We start from the raw sequence: 17,745 nt of genomic DNA on the forward strand, positions 1-17,745 counted from the left end.
GCGTAAGAAGGACGCTATGAACCCACCCATCCTCGAAGGCGACCCGTCCGATCCGCGACGCAGGGCGTTGAACCCGGGCCTGAAATTCCTGCTCGAACTCGGGCCTGGCCTGGTGTTCTTTTTCACCACCATCCGCGGCGCATGGCTTGTCGGGAAGTTTCCGATCCTCGGCCATATCGGCGAGCCTATCCTGATTGCCACGGCGTTCTTCATGGTGGCGACGGCGCTATCGCTCAGCGTTTCGTGGATTTTGACGCGCAGCTGGCCGATCATGCCGTTGGTCTCGGCCATCGTGGTGTTTGTGTTTGGCGCGCTGGCGCTCTGGCTGCAGGACAAGACCTTCGCTTTCATGAAGCCGACAATCATCAACAGCCTGTTCGGCATCACGTTGCTGGGCGGGTTGGCGTTTGGCAGATCGCTGTTGGGCTATGTCTTTGATTCCGCCTTCAATCTCGATGCCGAAGGCTGGCGCAAGCTCACTTTCCGATGGGGGCTCTTCTTCCTTTTTCTGGCTGCCCTGAACGAGGTTGTGTGGCGCAACTTTTCTGAGGAAGCCTGGCTTTATTTCAAGGTCTGGGGCACGATTCCCATTACCCTTGTCTTCACGTTAAGCCAAATGCCGTTGATCCTGCGCCATTCGCTCGAGGACAAGACCGGCAAGGAAGAGAAGGCCGGCAAATAGAGCAATTCCAGGAAAAGCGCGTAGCGCTTTCCCTAGGGAATTCCGCCAGAATAAGAGGAGAGGGGCATGGAATTCATCACCACACGTGACGAGTTGAGGACGATCTACAAGACGCCTCGGCCGACCGACGGCTCGATCCGCAAGGAACTGAAGACATTGGACGGCCACTGCCGTTCCTTCATCGGCAAGAGCCCGTTCGTGCTGATCGGCTCGTCCGACGGCGCCGGCAATGCCGATGTGACGCCGAAGGGCGACAGGCCGGGCTTCGTAACGGTGCTCGACGAGAAGACCATCGCCATCCCCGACCGGCCGGGCAACAACCGGCTCGACACGCTGGAGAACATCCTTCTCAATCCCTCGATCGGGTTGCTCTTCCTCATTCCCGGCATGAACGAAACGCTGCGTGTCAATGGCGATGCCCGCATCACCATCGATGCGGCATTGCGTGAGCGGCTGGCGGTCGACGGCAAGGCACCGCAAAGCGTCGTCGTGGTGACGGTCAAAGCTGCCTACATGCATTGCGCCAAGGCCTTCATGCGCTCCGAACTATGGAAGCCGGAGAGCTGGTCCGACCGCGCCACGCTGCCCACGCTCGGCCAGATCCTGCGCGACCAGCTGGCGCTCGCCGAAGCGGCCGAGGCGACCGACCGCTGGTTGGACGAGGAATACAGGAAGACCATGTGGTAGTGTGCCCGGCAACGAATCGCCCAAGCCGGTCTCCATTCCTTTGCTCAATATCCTCGCCATCTCCGGCAGCCTGCGCGCCGCCTCGACCAATTCGGCCCTGGTCGCCGCACTCGCGCAAAACGCGCCGCCGGACTGTCACGTCTCCGTCTACGATGGGCTTGGTCGGCTGCCGATTTTCAACCCCGACGATGAAGGCGAGCGGACGCCGCCGCAAGCAGCGGCGCTGATCGACGCGGTCACCGCCGCTGACGGCCTCATCGTCTCCTGCCCGGAATATGCCCACGGTATGCCAGGCGGCCTGAAGAACGCGCTCGACTGGCTGGTGTCGCGCGATGCCGCCGTCGGCAAACCGGCCATCCTGGTCCACGCCTCGCCGCGCTCGCTGTTTGCCCGCGCCGCACTGGCCGAGGTCATGCGGACAATGTCTTTCGCACTCTATGAGGAGGCAGCACTCGAAATAGCGCTGCTCGGCAAGAGACCGCCGGAGGTGGAGGATATCCTGGCGGAACCGGAAAACCGGCTGGCGATGCGCAACGTCCTTTCGGCTTTTGCCGAATTCATCCGCTCGTGTTGAGTGAGCCCTTCCCTTCTCCCCTTGTGGGAGAAGGTGGCCTCGCGAAGCGAGGTCGGATGAGGGGTGCTCCAGCTTGGCAATTTGCTTGAAATCGCCGCCGCCTCATTCCTTCCAGCACCCCTCATGCGTCTCGGCGCTATCGCGCCGATCCACCTTCTCCCACAAGGGGAGAAGGTGGGCGCGCTACCCCTTCCTCCGCGTCTCGACATCGGTCTCGCCGACGAACCAGTCGCGTGCAGCGACTTCCTCGAAGACCACCCAGACATCATTGTTGGTCAGGCCGGTGACGCCGGTGATGGCCGCCGTCACCTGGGCGGCGATCGCGGCCTTTTTGCCGGCCGGGTCATCGGCAATCACCTCCTTGACCAGGCGGATATTCACGAATGGCATGGTTCCCTCCCTTGCATATGCTTGGCGGCCGCTCAAAATGTTTTGGCGCCGTTGACCATGAGCCGGACCATGTAAAGCGAGGTCGTGCCGGCGATGTAGAGGCAGTTCAGCTTGTTGCCGCCGAACACGCAATTGGCAACGACTTCCGGCACCTTGACCTTGCCGATCAGCGTCCCGTCGGGATCGTAGCAATGGATGCCGTCGGCGGCGCTGGTCCAGATGCGGCCGTCCGCATCCAGCCTGAAACCGTCGAACAGGCCGGCGGTGCAGTCGGCAAAGACCTTTTCGCCTGAGACCTTCTTGCCGCCCTGGCCGACATTGAACACCCGGATGTGCGCCGGGTTCTGCGCACCATGCGTGCGGCCGGTATCGGCGACATAGAGCTTGCTCTCGTCGAGCGAGAAGGCGAGCCCGTTGGGCCTGACCATGTCGGTGATCACCGCCTCGGTCTCGCCGGTGCCGGGATCGACCCGGTAGACATGGCAGGCGCCGATCGCGCTTTCGGCCTTGTCGCCCTCGTAATCGGTATCGATGCCGTAGCTCGGATCGGTGAACCAGATCGACCCGTCGGACTTGACCACGGCGTCATTGGGCGAGTTCAGCCGCTTGCCGCGCCATTTGTCGGCGATGGTGACAACCGACCCGTCATGCTCGGTGCGGCTGACGCGGCGGCCGGAATGTTCGCAAGTGACCAGCCGGCCTTGCCGGTCGACGGTGTTGCCGTTGGAATTGCCGGACGGCTGACGGAACACGCTGACGCTGCCGTCGGTCTCGTCGTAACGCAGCATGCGATTGTTCGGGATGTCGGACCAGACCACATAGCGCCCGGCCGCAAACCAGGCCGGTCCTTCCGCCCATCGGCAGCCGGTAAACAGCCTGTCGACCTGTGCATTGCCGTTGAATAGCCGCGAAAAGCGCGGATCGAGAACTTCGTAGAATTCGCTGGCCATGGTTCCTCCCGGTAGCAATCGCTTGGCAAGCCGCGATCAAGCCAGCCCACGATCGATATGGCAAGATCGATGATGCGTCAGAAGCGTTATGGAAGCGAATGCCGGCCCGGACGGCAGGGTCACATCCCGTTAACCGGCTATGCGCCCAGCGCAATGGTGCATTGCAACATCTTATTTTTGCAACGCACCATAACTATGTCATGCTCCGTATCGATCAAGGGAGGAACAACTGGCCGCGAAATGCGGCGCAAAAGGAAACTCGCTATGATCATCGACAGCCTCATGAGCCGCGCTCGCGCCAGCATCGCCAAGCGCCGGCATTACAACCGCCTCGTCGCCGAAATCGACAGCTTCAGCAGCCGCGACCTCGCCGACATGCGCGCCGACCGCAGCGAAATGCTCTATCAGGTTCACAAGCAGATCTACGGCTGAGGCGAACGCGATCGGCTCAGCCGATCCATTCGATCCAGCGGCCGTGGTAATCGCAATGGGCCAGACGGCGCGTCTCGCCGCCGGGCCATAGAGTGAGGCTGAGTACCGCCCAATTGTTTGTGGGATCGCGCGGCTCCATCCTCAGCCTTGCGATAGGCGCAGCGGCCGTGGCCTGTCTGCCCGCCTGCTCCAGCGTAGCGATGATGGCATCCTTGGTCGCCCGCGGCAGGTACTGCCACATGATCGAATGATAGAGCACGAAGGCGCTGCCCTGCTGCCGTACGGCCAGTGCCCTCTCGACAAACTCCGCTGCATCCGCTTTGACAAGCAGCGGCGGAAATTTCTCGGCAAGTGACAGCGCGGCGTCGAGCCGGGCCAGCCGCGCTGCCTGATCGGCCCAGACGTAAGACCGAAGCCGTAACTGCGCCGCTGCGTCGGCGACGTTCACCGGCGCGATGTCGCAGCCGGCGCGATGGCGGACGTTGATCGCTCCACCAAGCGGAACAGCGAGGCCGCGTACCTCCGGCGCCAACCGGACGGGGGAGGCCTGGTCGCCCCACTCGGCATCGCCATAGCGATAGTGAAAGCTGTCGAACAGGAGATTGAGCCCAGCGCTGGCGCCGATCTCACACAGATCCAGCGGCAAACCGGTTTCGCGCGCGACCGTCAGAAATCCTGGCAGCAGCATCGCCGACCGGGCGATCTCATTCGTCTGCGGGGCGCCGGCGAGGCCAGCGACGATCCGCTCGTCGGATCGCGTAATTGCTTCCGGCAGCACCGCCGCGATCTCATCTTCGCTTGTCTGGTTGGGCGGATAGATCAGTGCCAGTCGTTCATCGACACCGGTCAGGACCAACGCATGCAGCGCGCCGCAGAGCCGCAATGTGAGGGCGTCGGCGCGCGCGTCGCCTGGCCAGCCGAGCACCGCCTGCCCGGTCTTGGTGTTTGCGTCGAGAACCTTGGCCAGCGCACGGCATAAATTCGCGGTGAACGGCGAGCCAAGTCCATCGCAGCCTTTCGCCTGAGCCAGAAAATGATCGCGGATGTCTCGTTCGTCCATCGCGTTTTCCGGTCCTCAGCCCGGTGCCGTCAGCGCCTTCTCGATCTCCGGCAACAGCAGCGTCCGCGCCGAGTCCGGCGTCAGCGGCCCTACGTGCTTGTAGGCGATCTTGCCATCCTTGCCGATGACGAAGGTCTCCGGCACGCCGTAGACACCCCAGTCGATCGCCGTGCGTCCGGCCTGGTCGACGCCGATCGCCTGGAATGGATTGCCGAGATCGCCAAGGAACCGACGGGCGTTTTCCGGCTGGTCCTTGTAGTTCAGCGCCGCCATGACGAAGCGTCTGTCCTGCGACAGCGCCAGCAGCACCGGATGCTCTTCGCGGCACGGCGCGCACCAGGACGCGAAGACGTTGACCAGCGTCACCTTGCCGGCGAACTGTCTTGAATCGAGGCCCGGTAAATTGGTGCCCTCGAGCGCCGGCAGGTTGGTCTGCGGCGCCGGCAGGCCGATCAGCGCCGACGGCACTTCCGAAACGTCGCGCCCGGACAAAAGCTGAGCCAGGAACAATCCCGCCAGCCCGAGAAAGACCAGCAGCGGCAGCAGCACGATCAGGCGGCGGCGCGCCGGTGTTTGCGTTTCCGTGCTCATGATTTTGCTGCCTTATCGGAGCGCCGGCGCACGCCAGACGCCTCCAGCTCGGCGAGCTCTCGCTTGCGGCCGCGCTGGTCGAGCAGAATCCAGCCGATCAGCCCGCCCAGCACCACGGCCGTGATCGCATAGGCGGCGGTGACATAAAGCGCGTGTACGCTCATGCTTTTCGCTCCGCGGCGCTTTCCAACCGGTCCGTCTCGCCTTGTTCCGACATGTCTTCTCTTAACGCCGCGCCACCGGCTCCGCAATTGTTCGCCGCGCCGCAGGCATGTGCTGAAGCCAACACATCAGTCCGTTCCGTGCCGAAGCGCCAGCGCCGCTGCCACCGGCCCGAGCACCGCAAGAAAAAAGGTCAGTGCGGCGAGAATGAGGAAGGGCTGCAGAAAAGGATCGGGATCCGCCACCGCGCCATAGCTTGCCGATACGCCAAAGATCAGCACGGGAATGGTCAGCGGCAGCACCAGCACCGAGATCAGCAGCCCGCCGCGCGGCAGCGCCACTGCCACTGCTGCACCGGCAGCACCGATGAAGGTGATCGCCGGCGTGCCGACCAGAAGCGTCAGCGCCGTGGCGCCGATGCCGGCCGGCTCCATGTTCATGAACAGGCCGAGCAGGGGAGCGGCGATGACCAGCGGCAGCACGCTTCCCGTCCAATGCGCCAGGCATTTCGTCAGCACGGTCAAGGCCAGCATGTACCGGTGGTCGCCAAGCACCAGAAGATCGAGCGAGCCATCTTCGCGGTCGGCCTGGAACAGCCGGTCGAGGCCGAGCAGGCAGGCCAGCAAGGCTGATATCCAGAGAATCGCCGGCCCGATGCGGGCCAGCAGCTTCAGGTCGGGACCGACGCCGAAGGGAATGGTCGCGATGACGGCGAGAAAGAAAATCACGCCGGTAAGCGCCCCGCCGCCGGCGCGGATACTCAGGCGGATGTCGCGGAGGAAGAGGGACCACATTATGGTGCGGTCCCGATGGATGCGTGAAGGCCAAGCACCGTCGCGTAGAGCACCAACATCAAGCGGCCTCGCCCATCACGAGCTCCCTCGCCCCCTCGATCCCCAGCGGCAGATGCGTCGCCGCAACCACGATCCCCCCACTCTCGAGGTGCTTCCCCATCAGTTCGCCGAATCTCTCCTCCGAAGCCTTGTCCAGCCCTGCCGTTGGTTCGTCCAGCAGCCACAATGGCCGGTGGCTGACCAGCAGTTTTGCAATCGCCGCACGCCGGCGCTGGCCGGTCGAGAGATAGCCGAACGGCAGATGGCCGATGCCGCCCAGCCCGACGGTCTCCAGCGCCTCTTCAACACCCCTGGAACCTGCGCCCGAAAAATCGCGCCAGAAGCACAGGTTTTCCATAACGCTCAGCGCCGTCTTCATCGCGTCGAGGTGGCCGAGATAGTGACAGGCCGAGGCGGCCGACGGAAAGTCCTCGCCACCGCCTTCGAACCGCACCCGGCCTGCCGCCACCGGCAACAGCCCGGCGATGATCCTGAGCAGCGTCGATTTGCCGGCGCCGTTCGGTCCGGAAACGACCAGCGCCTGGCCAGCCCCCAGCGCGAATTCGATGCCGGAAAATACCGTCTCGCCGCCGCGTTCGCCGCCCAGATTTTCGGCGATCAGCCGCATCCGTTCCCCTTCGCCGAAAGTTCAGGTGCGGCTTCGGTGCGCCGCAGCAAAAATGGCAATTCCGTGTCTAGAACTATTCCAGAAAATTCTCTATATCCGCATCATCCGTGCCAGCGGTCGGCACGGGAACCGAATTTGCGCCGAACCAGCGCGCGTGCCGCCTTGAACGGCCCGGACGCTTGGGAACGGATAGCGGAAATGGCCGTACCCGCACCTTTGCGCGTGACTTGCATGCCCACTGGCGTCCGTTCCCTCCCGGCAACCGACAGTTAGGGATCGCACGTGTCCAAATCACTCGACAGCTTCAATTGCCGCCGCACGCTGACCGCCGGCGGCACCGAGTACATCTACTATGACCTTGTCGAGGCCGAAAAGTACGGCCTCACCGGCATTGCCCAATTGCCCTATTCGATGAAGGTGCTGCTGGAGAACCTGCTGCGCAACGAGGACGGCCGTTCCGTCACCAAGGAGAGCATCCAGGCGGTCGCCGGCTGGCTGACCGACCGGGGCACTGCCGGCGTCGAGATCGCCTATCGCCCGGCTCGCGTGCTGATGCAGGATTTCACCGGCGTTCCGGCCGTGGTCGACCTTGCCGCCATGCGCGACGCCATGGCCTCGCTCGGCGGCGATCCGCAAAAGATCAATCCGCTGGTGCCTGTCGATCTGGTCATCGACCACTCGGTCATCGTCGATGAATTCGGCACGCCGCTGGCTTTCGCCCGCAATGTCGAGCTTGAGTACGAGCGCAACGAGGAACGCTACAAATTCCTGAAATGGGGCCAGCAGGCGTTCCGTAATTTCCGCGTCGTGCCGCCCGGCACCGGCATCTGCCATCAGGTCAATCTCGAATATCTCGGCCAGGTGGTGTGGACCAACAGCGAAGATGGCGAGACCACCGCCTATCCCGACACCTGCGTCGGCACCGATTCACATACCACGATGATCAACGGCCTCGGCGTTCTCGGCTGGGGCGTCGGCGGCATCGAGGCCGAGGCCGCGATGCTCGGCCAGCCGGTCTCCATGCTGTTGCCCGAAGTCATCGGCTTTCGCCTTACCGGCAGGCTGAGGGAAGGCGTAACCGCCACCGACCTGGTGCTCACCGTCACCCAGATGCTGCGCAAGAAGGGCGTCGTCGGCAAGTTCGTCGAATTCTTCGGGCCGGGCCTGTCCAACATGACGCTGGCCGACCGCGCCACCATCGGCAACATGGCCCCGGAATATGGCGCCACCTGCGGCTTCTTCCCGGTCGACAGCGAAACCATCCGCTATCTCACCATGTCCGGTCGCGACGAAAGCCGCATCGCCCTGGTCGAGGCTTATTCGAAGGCGCAAGGCTTGTGGCGCGATGCCGGCTCGGCCGATCCGGTCTTCACCGACCTGCTCGAGCTCGATCTCGGCAGTGTCGTGCCGTCGATGGCCGGCCCAAAGCGTCCGGAAGGCCGGGTCGCGCTTGAAGACATTCCGGCCGGCTTCGCCAAGGCCATGGAGACCGAATACAAGAAGGCCGCCGAAATCGACAAGCGCTATGCCGTCGAGGGCGCGGACTACGATCTTGGCCATGGCGATGTCGTCATAGCCGCAATCACCTCCTGCACCAACACCTCGAACCCGAGCGTGCTGATCGGCGCCGGGCTGTTGGCGCGTAACGCTAACCGGCTCGGCCTCAAGCAGAAGCCGTGGGTCAAGACCTCACTGGCGCCGGGCAGCCAGGTCGTCGCCGAATATCTCGAGAAATCCGGCCTGCAGAAGGAGCTCGACCAGATCGGCTTCAACCTGGTCGGCTTCGGCTGCACCACCTGCATCGGCAATTCCGGCCCGCTGCCGGCGCCGATCTCCAGGACCATCAACGATAAGGGCTTGATTGCTGCGGCAGTCTTGTCCGGCAACCGCAATTTCGAAGGCCGCGTCTCGCCCGACGTGCAGGCGAACTATCTCGCCTCGCCGCCGCTGGTCGTCGCTCACGCGTTGGCCGGGACCGTGACCAAGGATCTGACCACCGAGCCGCTCGGCGACGATCGCAACGGCAATCCGGTCTATCTCAAAGACATCTGGCCGAGTTCGGTCGAGATCCAGGAATTCATCGAGAAGAACGTCACGCGCGAATTGTTCGCCCGCAAATATGCCGACGTCTTCAAGGGCGACGAGTACTGGCAGAACGTCAAGGCGCCGGAAGGTCAGACCTATGCCTGGGACGACAATTCGACCTATGTGCAGAACCCACCCTATTTCGCCGGCATGAAGTCAGGCTTCGGCAAGATCGGCGATATCAAGGGCGCGCGTGTGCTCGGCCTGTTCGGCGACAAGATCACCACCGACCACATTTCGCCGGCCGGTTCGATCAAGGCGGCCTCGCCGGCCGGCAAGTATCTCACCGACCACGGCGTCGGCGTCGCCGATTTCAACCAGTACGGCACCCGCCGCGGCAACCACGAGGTGATGATGCGTGGCACCTTCGCCAATATCCGCATCCGCAACCATATGCTGGGCGAGAACGGCCGCGAGGGCGGCTACACCATCCATTACCCCTCGAAAGAAGAGGAATCGATCTACGACGCCGCGATGCGCTACAAGAAGGAAGGCGTGCCGCTGGTCATCTTCGCCGGCGTCGAATATGGCAACGGCTCGTCACGCGACTGGGCGGCCAAAGGTACGAATCTGCTCGGTGTCCGCGCGGTCATCGCCCAGTCCTTCGAGCGCATCCACCGTTCCAACCTTGTCGGCATGGGCGTGATCCCTTTCGTCTTCGAGGAAGGCACCTCATGGGCCTCGCTCAACCTCAAGGGCGACGAACTGGTCGAGATCGACGGACTGAGCAACATCAAGCCGCGGCAGAAGATGATCGCCAGGATCACCTATGGCGACGGCAGCGTCAAAGAAGTTCCGGTCATCTGCCGCATCGATACGCTGGACGAGCTCGACTACTTCAGGAATGGCGGCATCCTGCAATACGTGCTGCGCGATCTTGCGGCTTAAGGCAGTAGGGCAATAAGGAAGTAGGGCAGTAGGGGAAGCAAGGACAAGCCACCTACTGCCCTACTGCCCTACTGCCCTACTGCCCTACTGCCCTACTGCCCTACTCTTGGCTTTCCAAACCGCGCTGTCGCCGCCAGCAGCACGCCGAGCATCAGCCCGTTCAATATGTGCCACAGGAAATGCGTGCCGAGCGGAAAGCCGCCGCAGACCAGCGGATCGATCATCCTGCAGATGACCGACACGACGAAGATCGCCGAACCCGCCAGATTGTACCAGCCGGCGCGATTGCCGCTGGCCGCCACCCAGGCGCCGAAGAAGGCGAGCGCCAGAAACGGCGGCAGGTAGCCGGTCGTCCCGTTCGACGCCTGGCGCAGCCAGTCGGGCACGGCGAAGGTAAGCAACCCGGCAATGGCATAGAAGGCGACGAAGATGGCGATCGCCTTGCCCCATTTCATGCCGAGAAAACGTCGCAGGTTGAACAGCGTGTAGGCCAGCGTGAACCCTGCAATGGGCAGCACGTCGGCCAGGATCATTGCCCTTGTGGCAAAGGTGTGGAACAGCGACGAGCCGACGCCGATCGCCACCACCCACCAGGCCAGCACTTCGGCGAAGGTGCCGGTGCCGCGCTTGCGCACCTGCCAGACACCCCATAGCCCGGCGGCAAAGAAAGCCAGATTGCTCAGCGCATTGAGCGGTTCGGCCCAGAATTCCGGCCCCGTCCGTTCGCAATAGAGGTCGACCGGCGCCAGGAGAGATTGCCACATGCTGATTGCCGCCCGAATCGCTTCCATCGTGAAGTGCAAGTCCACCTATTGCGCCCTTGCCAGCGCTTGCAACGGCAAAATTTCACCGCAACGTGACTTCCCGTTGACTGCCGCTTCTGCCACATATTTCGACAACCAGAACAAAGCCGGCGTCACCGGCGGGATCGGAACGGCCATGCCATCTCGAAGACCATTGCGGCTTGCGGCCCTTGCGCTGGCCCTCTCGGCGTTTGCCGGCAGGGCCCTTGCCGAGCCAACCGACAAGCCATTAGGCGTCGTCGAGCTCTTCACCAGCCAGGGATGCAACTCCTGTCCGCCAGCCGACGAATTCTTCGCCGAGCTTGCCGCCAAGGAGGACATCGTCGCGCTCGCCTATCATGTCGATTATTGGGATTACCTCGGCTGGCAGGACACGCTGAGCCGCAAGGAAAATACCGAGCGGCAATACGAGTATATGCGCGCCTTCGGCAGTCGTTCCGTCTACACCCCGCAAGCCGTCATAAACGGCCGCAGCCATGTCAACGGCGCCAGCCGCAAGGAAGTCGACGGCGCGCTGGCCCGCATGGAGAGGGTCGGCGAAGGCATGCGGGTCGGCATCAAGGTCAGCCGGACCAGCGATCGCGTCATGATCGATGCCGGCGACGCCGTGGCCGGCCCCGCCGACGCGCATGTCGTCATCGTCTATTTCAACCCGCCACAGACGATAAAGATCGGCAAGGGTGAAAACAGCGGCCGCAGCATGACCTACTGGAACGCCGTCTCCAGCATCCAGACCGCCGGCATGTGGCACGGCAAGGCGCAGCGCTACGAACTGCCAATGAGCGAGATCGCCAAGAAGGGCGGCTGCGCCGTGCTGCTGCAGTCGGTCGGCAAGGACGGCATGCCCGGTCCGATCCTGGGTGCAGCCTTTATCCGCAAGCCTTAGATAGAGCGCTCTCCCTTCTCCCTTTGTGGGAGAAGGTGTCGCCGAAGGCGACGGATGAGGGGTGTTCGAGGGAACGCCAACGCCTCACTCCGTCCAACACCCCTCAACCGTCTCGGCGCTTCGCGCCGATCCACCTTCTCCCACAACAAGGGGAGAAGGGATAACCGCCCTCAAGCCTCCGACGACAGCCTATCTGGATGGATCGCACCGCCGCGGCGGCCGGCCAATAAAAAACCGGCGTCAGCTTGCTTCTGACGCCGGTCATTTAGGTTTTGGGATCGTCGCACCCGATCTTTCCAAGGAAAAACCGAGGTTGGTTCGATCCGACGCAGACCCGTGGGCGGGGGGCTTGGGGTTTACGAGCCGGTGCCGGACCGAACCGTCTCAGGCAACACCGGTAAATTCGTCGGACATTGGGGCATGAGCACGGATAAAAAAAGGCAGGATTGTGGCGAAGCATCACCAATTCCAACAGGCGTTTCGCAAACGTGACTGGACGCTGGAGAAACCGCGCGGTGCTGGCCTTGCCCGGCCGGGCCTTGCAATTCGGCAACGAAAGCGCCAACTTTGGTCGGCGTACGATTCATTGCGAGGATCCAGGCATGACTGATCGCAGCAGCGGGACGGAGGATGGGGACGCATCCGCAATATTGATCCCGCTGCATGAGGCAAGACGCGAACGCCTCGACCAGCCTGTGCGGTTCGACCGCCGCGAACTGGACCAGATCCTCAGGCTTTACGGCCGTATGGTTGCCGCCAATGAGTGGCGCGACTATGCCATCGACCATCTCGCCGACCGCGCCGTTTTTTCCGTGTTCCGCCGCACCAGCGAAGTGCCGCTTTTCCAGATCGTCAAGGATCCGAAGCTGGCGCGCCGGCAAGGCGCGTTCGCCGTCATCGCCGCCGGCGGGCGCATCCTCAAGCGCGGCCAGGAGCTCGGCCGGGTGCTTGGCGTGTTCGACCGAACGCTGAAGCTGGTCGAGGCGTAACCCTTTATTTTTGCTGGCGGAACTTCCGCTCGGGCAGCGATTGCGGATCGGGCGGGATCGACGCCCCGCCATTGATCGGCAGCTGCATGAACACCGTGTCGAGCCAACGCCCGTGCTTGTAGCCGGAGCCTTCGAGGCGGCCGGAATGACGGAAGCCGAGCTTCTCGTGCAACCGTACCGATGCGCTGTCGGGCCTGCCGTCGCCGATCACCGCGATGATCTGGCGAAAGCCCGCCGCCTTGGCCGCCTCGATCAGCCCTTGCATCAGGAGCAGCCCGACGCCTTGCCCTTTGGCCGCGGGCGCGACATAGACGGAATCCTCAACGACGAAGCGGTAGGCCGGGCGTGGCCGGAACGCTCCGGCATAGGCATAGCCGAGCACGCCGCCGGCCTTTTCCGCAACGAGATAGGGAAAGCCGCCCGCCATCAGGTTGTCGAATCGCGCGCCCATCTCGGCGCGGCTTGGTGGCTCGAGTTCATAGCTCGCCGTGCCATTCGTCACCGCGTCGGCATAGATTTCCGTGATCCGGTCGAGATCGGCCGACGTCGCGGCCCGTAACGTGATGCTGCTCATATTTTATGCAAGTCGTTCATCTGCCTTATATCAAAGCAAAAGCCGGCACAAAAGAAAAGGGCGGCTGTTGGGCCGCCCTTTCCAAACTCGCTGGTCCAGTCAGACCATGATCCCGAAAAGTCGAAACCGGTTCTCGGAAAAGACCATGGTCGGCAAAGAACGCCGTATTAGCGACGGTCGCCCATGAACTGCAGCAGGAACATGAACAGGTTGATGAAATCGAGATAGAGCCTCAATGCGCCCATAATCGCCTTGCGGCCGGCGACATCAGTCTCGTCGCCCTCGAAGTACATCTCCTTGATGTTCTGCGTGTCGTAAGCGGTGAGGCCTGCGAAGATCAGCACGCCGATCGCCGAAACGGCGAAGGAAAGCGCCGACGACTGCAGGAAGATGTTGATCACCATCGCGATGATCAGGCCGACCAGGCCCATGACCAGGAACGAACCGAACGCGGAAAGGTCGCGCTTGGTCGTGTAGCCGTAGAGCGACAGCCCGCCAAAGGCGGCGGCGGTGGCGAAGAAGGTCTGCGAGATACTGGCGGTGGTGTAGACCAGGAAGATCGACGACAGCGACAGGCCGACGAGGCCGGCGTAGACCCAGAACGTCGTCTGCGCGGCCGAAACGGTCATCGACTGGACGCGGAACGATAGGAACATCACCGCTGCCAGCGGGGCAAAGATCACCAGCCATTTCAGCGGCGAGCCGAAGATCGCGTAGCCGAACGAGGTCAGCATCTCGCCGCTTGGCAACGTCGCGACCGCCGAGGCGGGATCGCTGGTGGTGGCCAGCATGATTGTGCCGACCGCGGCAAGGCCGGTGATGAGGAGGCCAAGCCCCATCAGATTGTAGACCTTGATCATGTAGGCGCGCAGGCCCTGGTCGATGGCAGCATCGACGCCGGCGCCGGGCACGGCGCGCGTCTGATAATTGCGAACGGGATCAGCCATGGAAATCCTCATATTGCTTCTGCCCCGTCCGGTGTCAGGTCCTTTTGAACCCAGGCGCCGCTGGCGGGGCTCCAGCATGCCTGCGCCGAAATATGATGGTTCTTGGCGTAAAGGACAAGACCGTAACCAAGCGTAATGCTCCGTGAAGTGCCGGAGATACGGTTTTATTGGCCTTCCCGCCCGTCACATTAACGAGATTTAATCAAAACCGGCTCTGGTTCAAAGATTCCGCAGCACCGGCGCCGCCTTATGGCCCAGCACCCGCCACGTGCCGGCAAGGCCGATACCGACCGTGACCACCAGTGAAAAGCCGATGGTCGCCACCGCCACCTCGGGCATGAAGTGGGATGGCAGCGTCATGATGCGCGTGACGACGAACCACGCCGCCACACCGCCCGCTGCCAGCGCGAACATCGCAGTGGCAAGGCCGATCAGCATGTATTCCAGTGAAAACGCTGCGATCAGAGTTTTCCTGGTCGCACCCAGGGTCTTCAGCACCACCGCGTCGTGGATGCGGGCCCGGTTGCTCGCGGCGAGCGCCCCGGCCAGCACCAGCACCGAGGCGATCAACGCCACGCCCGCTGCTGCCCTGATTGCTGTACCGAGCTGCGCCACCAGCCGGTTGACGATTTCGAGCGCGTCCTTGACCCTGACCGTCGTCACCGCTGGAAAAGCCCGCGTGACGGCATTGAGAAGATGCGCATCGTCGGCCGCCGATGCATTCGTCTCGGTCAGCGTCGCCAACCAGCCATGCGGCGCCCCGGCGAATGTGTTGGGCGAGAACACCATGACGAAATTGATGCCGATGGTTTCCCATTCGACCTGGCGGAAATTGGCGATCTTGGCCGTGATGTTGCGGCCGAGCACGTTGACGGTGATGGTGTCGCCGAGCTTCAACCCGATCTCTTTGCCTTCCTCGGCGGAAAACGAGACCAGCGGCGCGCCGGAATAATTCTCCGGCCACCAACTGCCCTCGGTCAGCGTCGCATTTTCCGGCAGCTTTGCGTCATAGGTCAGGCCACGGTCGCCGCGCAGCACCCAGGCGCCTTCGGCCGGAACCTTGACCTTGTCGACATCGACGCCGTTGAGCGCCATCACCCGGCCGCGCAGCATCGGCACCTTGATCAGCGTGCCCTGCGGCGCCTCTTTGCCGACCAGCGCGGAGAAGGCATCGACGTCGCCGCTCTGGATATCGACGAAGAAGAAGTTCGGTGCCCTTTCCGGCAGGCTGCCGGAGATCTGCCGCCTCAGATTGCCGTCGATCAGCGCCAAGGTGACCAGGAGCGTCAGCCCGAGGCCAAGCGACAGCACCACGGACGGCGTCAAGGCGCCAGGCCGATGGATGTTGCCGATGGCGAGCCTGAGCGCGGTCGAGCGCACGCGCGGGCTTTTCTTCGCCGCCCACTGCACCAGCGTGCCGACGACACGCAGCACCAGGAACGAAAAGATCGTGGCGCCGACGAAGATCGAGGCAATACGGCGGTCGCCGGAAAACAGGATCGCCAGCACCGCGAGCAGCAACGCGATGGCCATTGCCGCGGCGATATAGAGCGGGCGGGGAAAACCGCGGCCCTCGAAACCCATTTCGCGAAACAGCGCCGTTGCCGGCACGTCGCGGGCACGGCCGAGCGGCAGCAAGGCGAAAGCCAGCGTCACCAGCAGTCCGAACAGCGCCGCCATGCCGAGCGCGCCGGGGTAGAACCCGCCTTCCGCCGGTACCGGAATGACCGACTGCAGTGCCGCGCTGGCCGCGAACGGCATCAGCGCGCCAAGCACAAGGCCCAGCGTGATGCCGAGGGCGGCGATCATCAGGATCTGCACCAGGTAGACGGCAAAGACGAACCCTCCCGAAGCCCCCAGGCTCTTGAAGGTGGCGATGACGCCGCGCTTGCCGTCGAGATAGGCCCGCACCGCATTGGCCACGCCGACGCCGCCGACCACCAGCGCCGTCAGCCCAACCAGCGTAAGGAATTGCGAAAACCGCTCGATATTCGACGACAGCGCCGGCGCTGCGTTGCTGCGCGTGCGGATCGACCAGCCGGCCTGCGGGAACTGGTTTGCCGCCTGCTCCTGGATCGCCTTGATCTGTGCCTCAGTGGTGCCGCCTGGCAGGCGGACCTTATAGGCGTTCTCGACCAGGCTGCCCGGCTGGATCAGGCCGGAAGCGGCAAGCCCGTCGGTCGACATCATCAGCCGCGGCGCAAAACCGAAGCCATCCGACACCGCATCCGGCTCGTTGACCAGCCTGGCGCGCAGCTCGAATGTCGCGCTGCCGACCTTCAGCCGGTCACCGATGCCAAGGTTCAGCCGCTCGAACAAGAGATCCGGGGCGGCGGCGCCGAAGACGCCGGATTTTTCGCCGAACAGATCCTCTCGCGACAGCACCGGCTCGGTCTCCAGCGCGCCATAGAGCGGATAGGCGCCGTCGACCGCCTTGGCCTCGACCAGCGCCTGGTCGGAGCCGTCCTCGAGCCTCGCCATCGAGCGCATGTTGGCACTGTGCGAAACCGTGCCAAGCCGGTCGAGGAAGCTGCGTTCGGCTCTGGTAAGATCGCGCTGGTTGAGCTGGAAGCGGAGATCGCCGCCGAGCAGCGTCTGGCCCTGGTCGGCAACACCGGCGGAAATCGCTTGCGCCACCGAATTGACGCCGCCGATTGCCGCGACGCCGAGCGCGATGCAGGCAAGGAAGATCAGGAAGCCGGACAGCCCGCCACGCATTTCTCGCAGCGAAAACCGAAAGGCGAGCCTCAGCGTTTGCGACAGCGGCATCAGGCGGTCACCTTGCCGGCCCTGGTGGCCGGCTCAGGCGCGTCCTCGATCAGCCCCGACCGCATCGACACCTGGCGCGAGCAGCGCGCCGCGAGTACCGGGTCATGTGTGACCAGCACCAGCGTCATGCCGCGTTCGGCCGCCTTGGCAAACAGCAGGTCGGCGACGTGCCGCCCCGTCGCCTGGTCGAGATTGCCGGTCGGCTCATCGGCGATCAGGATGCGCGGCGACGGCGCCAGCGCCCGGGCGATCGCCACGCGCTGCTGCTCGCCGCCAGACAATTCGCCGGGGTAATGGGTGACGCGATCGCTGAGACCGACCGCCGCCAGCTCGCGCGCCGCCACGCCGAACGGATCGGCATGGCCGGCAAGCTCCAGCGGGACGGCGACGTTTTCCAGCGCCGTCATATTCGGGATGAGGTGGAAAGACTGGAACACGATACCGATGTTTCGTCCCCGAAACGATGCGATCTGGTCTTCGCTTTTGCCGTTGAGCAGCTCGCCGGCGACTCGTACCGTGCCCGAATCGACCCTTTCAAGCCCAGCCAAAACCATCAGCAATGTCGACTTTCCCGAACCTGAAGGCCCAACGATGCCGGTCGCTTCGCCGCCCGCCACATCGAGGCTGACGCCCTTCAGCACATGAACCGAGGAGGCACCTTCGCCGAGCGTCAGCGATACGTCTTTCAGCGAAATGACGGCTTCTTCCAAAATCAAATCGTCCTATATGGGGGATGAAGGCTAGAGCATCCGATGCTCGAAAAAGACGAAAACCTGCCTTCGCCAACAGATGTTCCTCGTCATATGGGGCCTACC

At 63.4% G+C, this 17,745-nt stretch carries 19 protein-coding genes; 7 read left to right on the top strand and 12 right to left on the bottom strand.

Going from position 1 to position 17,745, the window contains the following annotated elements:
• Positions 1 to 16: 16 nt before the first annotated feature.
• From AC0L2Y_RS02975 to AC0L2Y_RS02985, 3 genes are all read left to right on the top strand, one after another.
• Positions 17 to 682: a septation protein A gene (locus AC0L2Y_RS02975; RefSeq protein ID WP_352450269.1), complete on the top strand. Its 666-nt coding sequence runs from the start codon at positions 17 to 19 to the stop codon at positions 680 to 682.
• Between the two features lie 66 nt (positions 683 to 748).
• On the top strand, positions 749 to 1,369 hold the full coding sequence (locus AC0L2Y_RS02980) for a pyridoxamine 5'-phosphate oxidase family protein (protein ID WP_473553737.1): 621 nt from the start codon (positions 749 to 751) through the stop codon (positions 1,367 to 1,369).
• Between the two features lie 40 nt (positions 1,370 to 1,409).
• Positions 1,410 to 1,943 (top strand): NADPH-dependent FMN reductase, encoded by a 534-nt coding sequence (locus tag AC0L2Y_RS02985; protein WP_473554182.1) that lies wholly within the window; start codon positions 1,410 to 1,412, stop codon positions 1,941 to 1,943.
• Between the two features lie 183 nt (positions 1,944 to 2,126).
• Here the strand turns inward: AC0L2Y_RS02985 and AC0L2Y_RS02990 are convergent, their stop codons facing one another.
• Positions 2,127 to 2,333 (bottom strand): tautomerase family protein, encoded by a 207-nt coding sequence (locus AC0L2Y_RS02990; RefSeq protein WP_473553738.1) that lies wholly within the window; start codon positions 2,331 to 2,333, stop codon positions 2,127 to 2,129.
• Between the two features lie 32 nt (positions 2,334 to 2,365).
• A complete protein-coding gene (locus AC0L2Y_RS02995) occupies positions 2,366 to 3,283 on the bottom strand; it encodes an SMP-30/gluconolactonase/LRE family protein (RefSeq protein ID WP_473553740.1) in 918 nt (305 codons plus the stop codon).
• Positions 3,284 to 3,547: 264 nt separating this feature from the next.
• Between AC0L2Y_RS02995 and AC0L2Y_RS03000 the strand changes: the two genes are divergently transcribed.
• Positions 3,548 to 3,715: a hypothetical protein gene (locus tag AC0L2Y_RS03000; RefSeq protein WP_023721879.1), complete on the top strand. Its 168-nt coding sequence runs from the start codon at positions 3,548 to 3,550 to the stop codon at positions 3,713 to 3,715.
• Between the two features lie 16 nt (positions 3,716 to 3,731).
• Here AC0L2Y_RS03000 and AC0L2Y_RS03005 read toward each other — a convergent pair whose 3' ends face one another.
• From AC0L2Y_RS03005 to ccmA, 5 genes are all read right to left on the bottom strand, one after another.
• Positions 3,732 to 4,775, bottom strand: a complete 1,044-nt coding sequence (locus AC0L2Y_RS03005; protein ID WP_473553742.1) for a DUF2332 domain-containing protein — start codon at positions 4,773 to 4,775, stop codon at positions 3,732 to 3,734.
• Between the two features lie 15 nt (positions 4,776 to 4,790).
• Positions 4,791 to 5,366 carry a DsbE family thiol:disulfide interchange protein gene (locus tag AC0L2Y_RS03010; RefSeq protein ID WP_352567344.1) on the bottom strand — a complete coding sequence of 192 codons (576 nt, stop codon included), beginning with the start codon at positions 5,364 to 5,366 and terminating at the stop codon, positions 4,791 to 4,793.
• Entirely contained in the window at positions 5,363 to 5,530 is a 168-nt protein-coding gene (gene ccmD, locus AC0L2Y_RS03015) for a heme exporter protein CcmD (RefSeq protein WP_352567342.1), read from the bottom strand. The genes AC0L2Y_RS03010 and ccmD overlap by 4 nt, the downstream gene beginning before the upstream one ends.
• Before the next feature lie 126 nt (positions 5,531 to 5,656).
• Positions 5,657 to 6,322, bottom strand: a complete 666-nt coding sequence (gene ccmB, locus AC0L2Y_RS03020) for a heme exporter protein CcmB (RefSeq protein WP_473553744.1) — start codon at positions 6,320 to 6,322, stop codon at positions 5,657 to 5,659.
• A gap of 58 nt (positions 6,323 to 6,380) precedes the next feature.
• Positions 6,381 to 6,989: a heme ABC exporter ATP-binding protein CcmA gene (gene ccmA / locus AC0L2Y_RS03025; protein WP_473553746.1), complete on the bottom strand. Its 609-nt coding sequence runs from the start codon at positions 6,987 to 6,989 to the stop codon at positions 6,381 to 6,383.
• 282 nt (positions 6,990 to 7,271) lie between these two features.
• Here ccmA and acnA point away from each other — a divergent pair, with 282 nt between their 5' ends.
• Positions 7,272 to 9,962: an aconitate hydratase AcnA gene (gene acnA / locus AC0L2Y_RS03030; protein WP_473553748.1), complete on the top strand. Its 2,691-nt coding sequence runs from the start codon at positions 7,272 to 7,274 to the stop codon at positions 9,960 to 9,962.
• Positions 9,963 to 10,054: 92 nt separating this feature from the next.
• Here the strand turns inward: acnA and AC0L2Y_RS03035 are convergent, their stop codons facing one another.
• Positions 10,055 to 10,726 carry a ceramidase domain-containing protein gene (locus tag AC0L2Y_RS03035; RefSeq protein WP_473553750.1) on the bottom strand — a complete coding sequence of 224 codons (672 nt, stop codon included), beginning with the start codon at positions 10,724 to 10,726 and terminating at the stop codon, positions 10,055 to 10,057.
• A gap of 175 nt (positions 10,727 to 10,901) precedes the next feature.
• Between AC0L2Y_RS03035 and AC0L2Y_RS03040 the strand changes: the two genes are divergently transcribed.
• Complete coding sequence (locus tag AC0L2Y_RS03040; protein WP_352491652.1) at positions 10,902 to 11,651, top strand: DUF1223 domain-containing protein; 750 nt, start codon at positions 10,902 to 10,904, stop codon at positions 11,649 to 11,651.
• 602 nt (positions 11,652 to 12,253) lie between these two features.
• Positions 12,254 to 12,640 carry a DUF2794 domain-containing protein gene (locus tag AC0L2Y_RS03045; RefSeq protein WP_031212724.1) on the top strand — a complete coding sequence of 129 codons (387 nt, stop codon included), beginning with the start codon at positions 12,254 to 12,256 and terminating at the stop codon, positions 12,638 to 12,640.
• Between the two features lie 4 nt (positions 12,641 to 12,644).
• Here the strand turns inward: AC0L2Y_RS03045 and AC0L2Y_RS03050 are convergent, their stop codons facing one another.
• The 4 genes from AC0L2Y_RS03050 to AC0L2Y_RS03065 all read right to left on the bottom strand — a co-directional run bounded on the left by AC0L2Y_RS03050 (position 12,645) and on the right by AC0L2Y_RS03065 (position 17,640).
• Positions 12,645 to 13,214 carry a GNAT family N-acetyltransferase gene (locus AC0L2Y_RS03050; protein WP_352491653.1) on the bottom strand — a complete coding sequence of 190 codons (570 nt, stop codon included), beginning with the start codon at positions 13,212 to 13,214 and terminating at the stop codon, positions 12,645 to 12,647.
• 167 nt (positions 13,215 to 13,381) lie between these two features.
• Positions 13,382 to 14,161 carry a Bax inhibitor-1/YccA family protein gene (locus AC0L2Y_RS03055; RefSeq protein WP_352491654.1) on the bottom strand — a complete coding sequence of 260 codons (780 nt, stop codon included), beginning with the start codon at positions 14,159 to 14,161 and terminating at the stop codon, positions 13,382 to 13,384.
• Between the two features lie 219 nt (positions 14,162 to 14,380).
• Positions 14,381 to 16,930, bottom strand: a complete 2,550-nt coding sequence (locus AC0L2Y_RS03060) for an ABC transporter permease (protein WP_473553752.1) — start codon at positions 16,928 to 16,930, stop codon at positions 14,381 to 14,383.
• Positions 16,930 to 17,640, bottom strand: coding sequence for an ABC transporter ATP-binding protein (locus AC0L2Y_RS03065; protein WP_473553753.1), 711 nt, complete (start codon positions 17,638 to 17,640; stop codon positions 16,930 to 16,932). The genes AC0L2Y_RS03060 and AC0L2Y_RS03065 overlap by 1 nt, the downstream gene beginning before the upstream one ends.
• Between the last annotated feature and the right edge of the window lie 105 nt (positions 17,641 to 17,745).

Source organism: Mesorhizobium sp. WSM4830, from assembly GCF_055811495.1.

What these genes read in the sequence shown, in the direction of transcription:
- ccmB (WP_473553744.1), bottom strand. Translation starts at nt 6,322, where the DNA reads ATGTGGTCCCTCTTCCTCCGCGACATCCGCCTGAGTATCCGCGCCGGC.
- AC0L2Y_RS02995 (WP_473553740.1), bottom strand. Translation starts at nt 3,283, where the DNA reads ATGGCCAGCGAATTCTACGAAGTTCTCGATCCGCGCTTTTCGCGGCTA.
- AC0L2Y_RS03045 (WP_031212724.1), top strand. Translation starts at nt 12,254, where the DNA reads ATGACTGATCGCAGCAGCGGGACGGAGGATGGGGACGCATCCGCAATA.
- AC0L2Y_RS03060 (WP_473553752.1), bottom strand. Translation starts at nt 16,930, where the DNA reads ATGCCGCTGTCGCAAACGCTGAGGCTCGCCTTTCGGTTTTCGCTGCGA.
- ccmD (WP_352567342.1), bottom strand. Translation starts at nt 5,530, where the DNA reads ATGAGCGTACACGCGCTTTATGTCACCGCCGCCTATGCGATCACGGCC.
- AC0L2Y_RS03040 (WP_352491652.1), top strand. Translation starts at nt 10,902, where the DNA reads ATGCCATCTCGAAGACCATTGCGGCTTGCGGCCCTTGCGCTGGCCCTC.
- AC0L2Y_RS02990 (WP_473553738.1), bottom strand. Translation starts at nt 2,333, where the DNA reads ATGCCATTCGTGAATATCCGCCTGGTCAAGGAGGTGATTGCCGATGAC.
- ccmA (WP_473553746.1), bottom strand. Translation starts at nt 6,989, where the DNA reads ATGCGGCTGATCGCCGAAAATCTGGGCGGCGAACGCGGCGGCGAGACG.
- AC0L2Y_RS03005 (WP_473553742.1), bottom strand. Translation starts at nt 4,775, where the DNA reads ATGGACGAACGAGACATCCGCGATCATTTTCTGGCTCAGGCGAAAGGC.
- AC0L2Y_RS03010 (WP_352567344.1), bottom strand. Translation starts at nt 5,366, where the DNA reads ATGAGCACGGAAACGCAAACACCGGCGCGCCGCCGCCTGATCGTGCTG.
- AC0L2Y_RS03050 (WP_352491653.1), bottom strand. Translation starts at nt 13,214, where the DNA reads ATGAGCAGCATCACGTTACGGGCCGCGACGTCGGCCGATCTCGACCGG.
- AC0L2Y_RS03055 (WP_352491654.1), bottom strand. Translation starts at nt 14,161, where the DNA reads ATGGCTGATCCCGTTCGCAATTATCAGACGCGCGCCGTGCCCGGCGCC.
- AC0L2Y_RS02975 (WP_352450269.1), top strand. Translation starts at nt 17, where the DNA reads ATGAACCCACCCATCCTCGAAGGCGACCCGTCCGATCCGCGACGCAGG.
- AC0L2Y_RS03035 (WP_473553750.1), bottom strand. Translation starts at nt 10,726, where the DNA reads ATGTGGCAATCTCTCCTGGCGCCGGTCGACCTCTATTGCGAACGGACG.
- AC0L2Y_RS02980 (WP_473553737.1), top strand. Translation starts at nt 749, where the DNA reads ATGGAATTCATCACCACACGTGACGAGTTGAGGACGATCTACAAGACG.
- AC0L2Y_RS03000 (WP_023721879.1), top strand. Translation starts at nt 3,548, where the DNA reads ATGATCATCGACAGCCTCATGAGCCGCGCTCGCGCCAGCATCGCCAAG.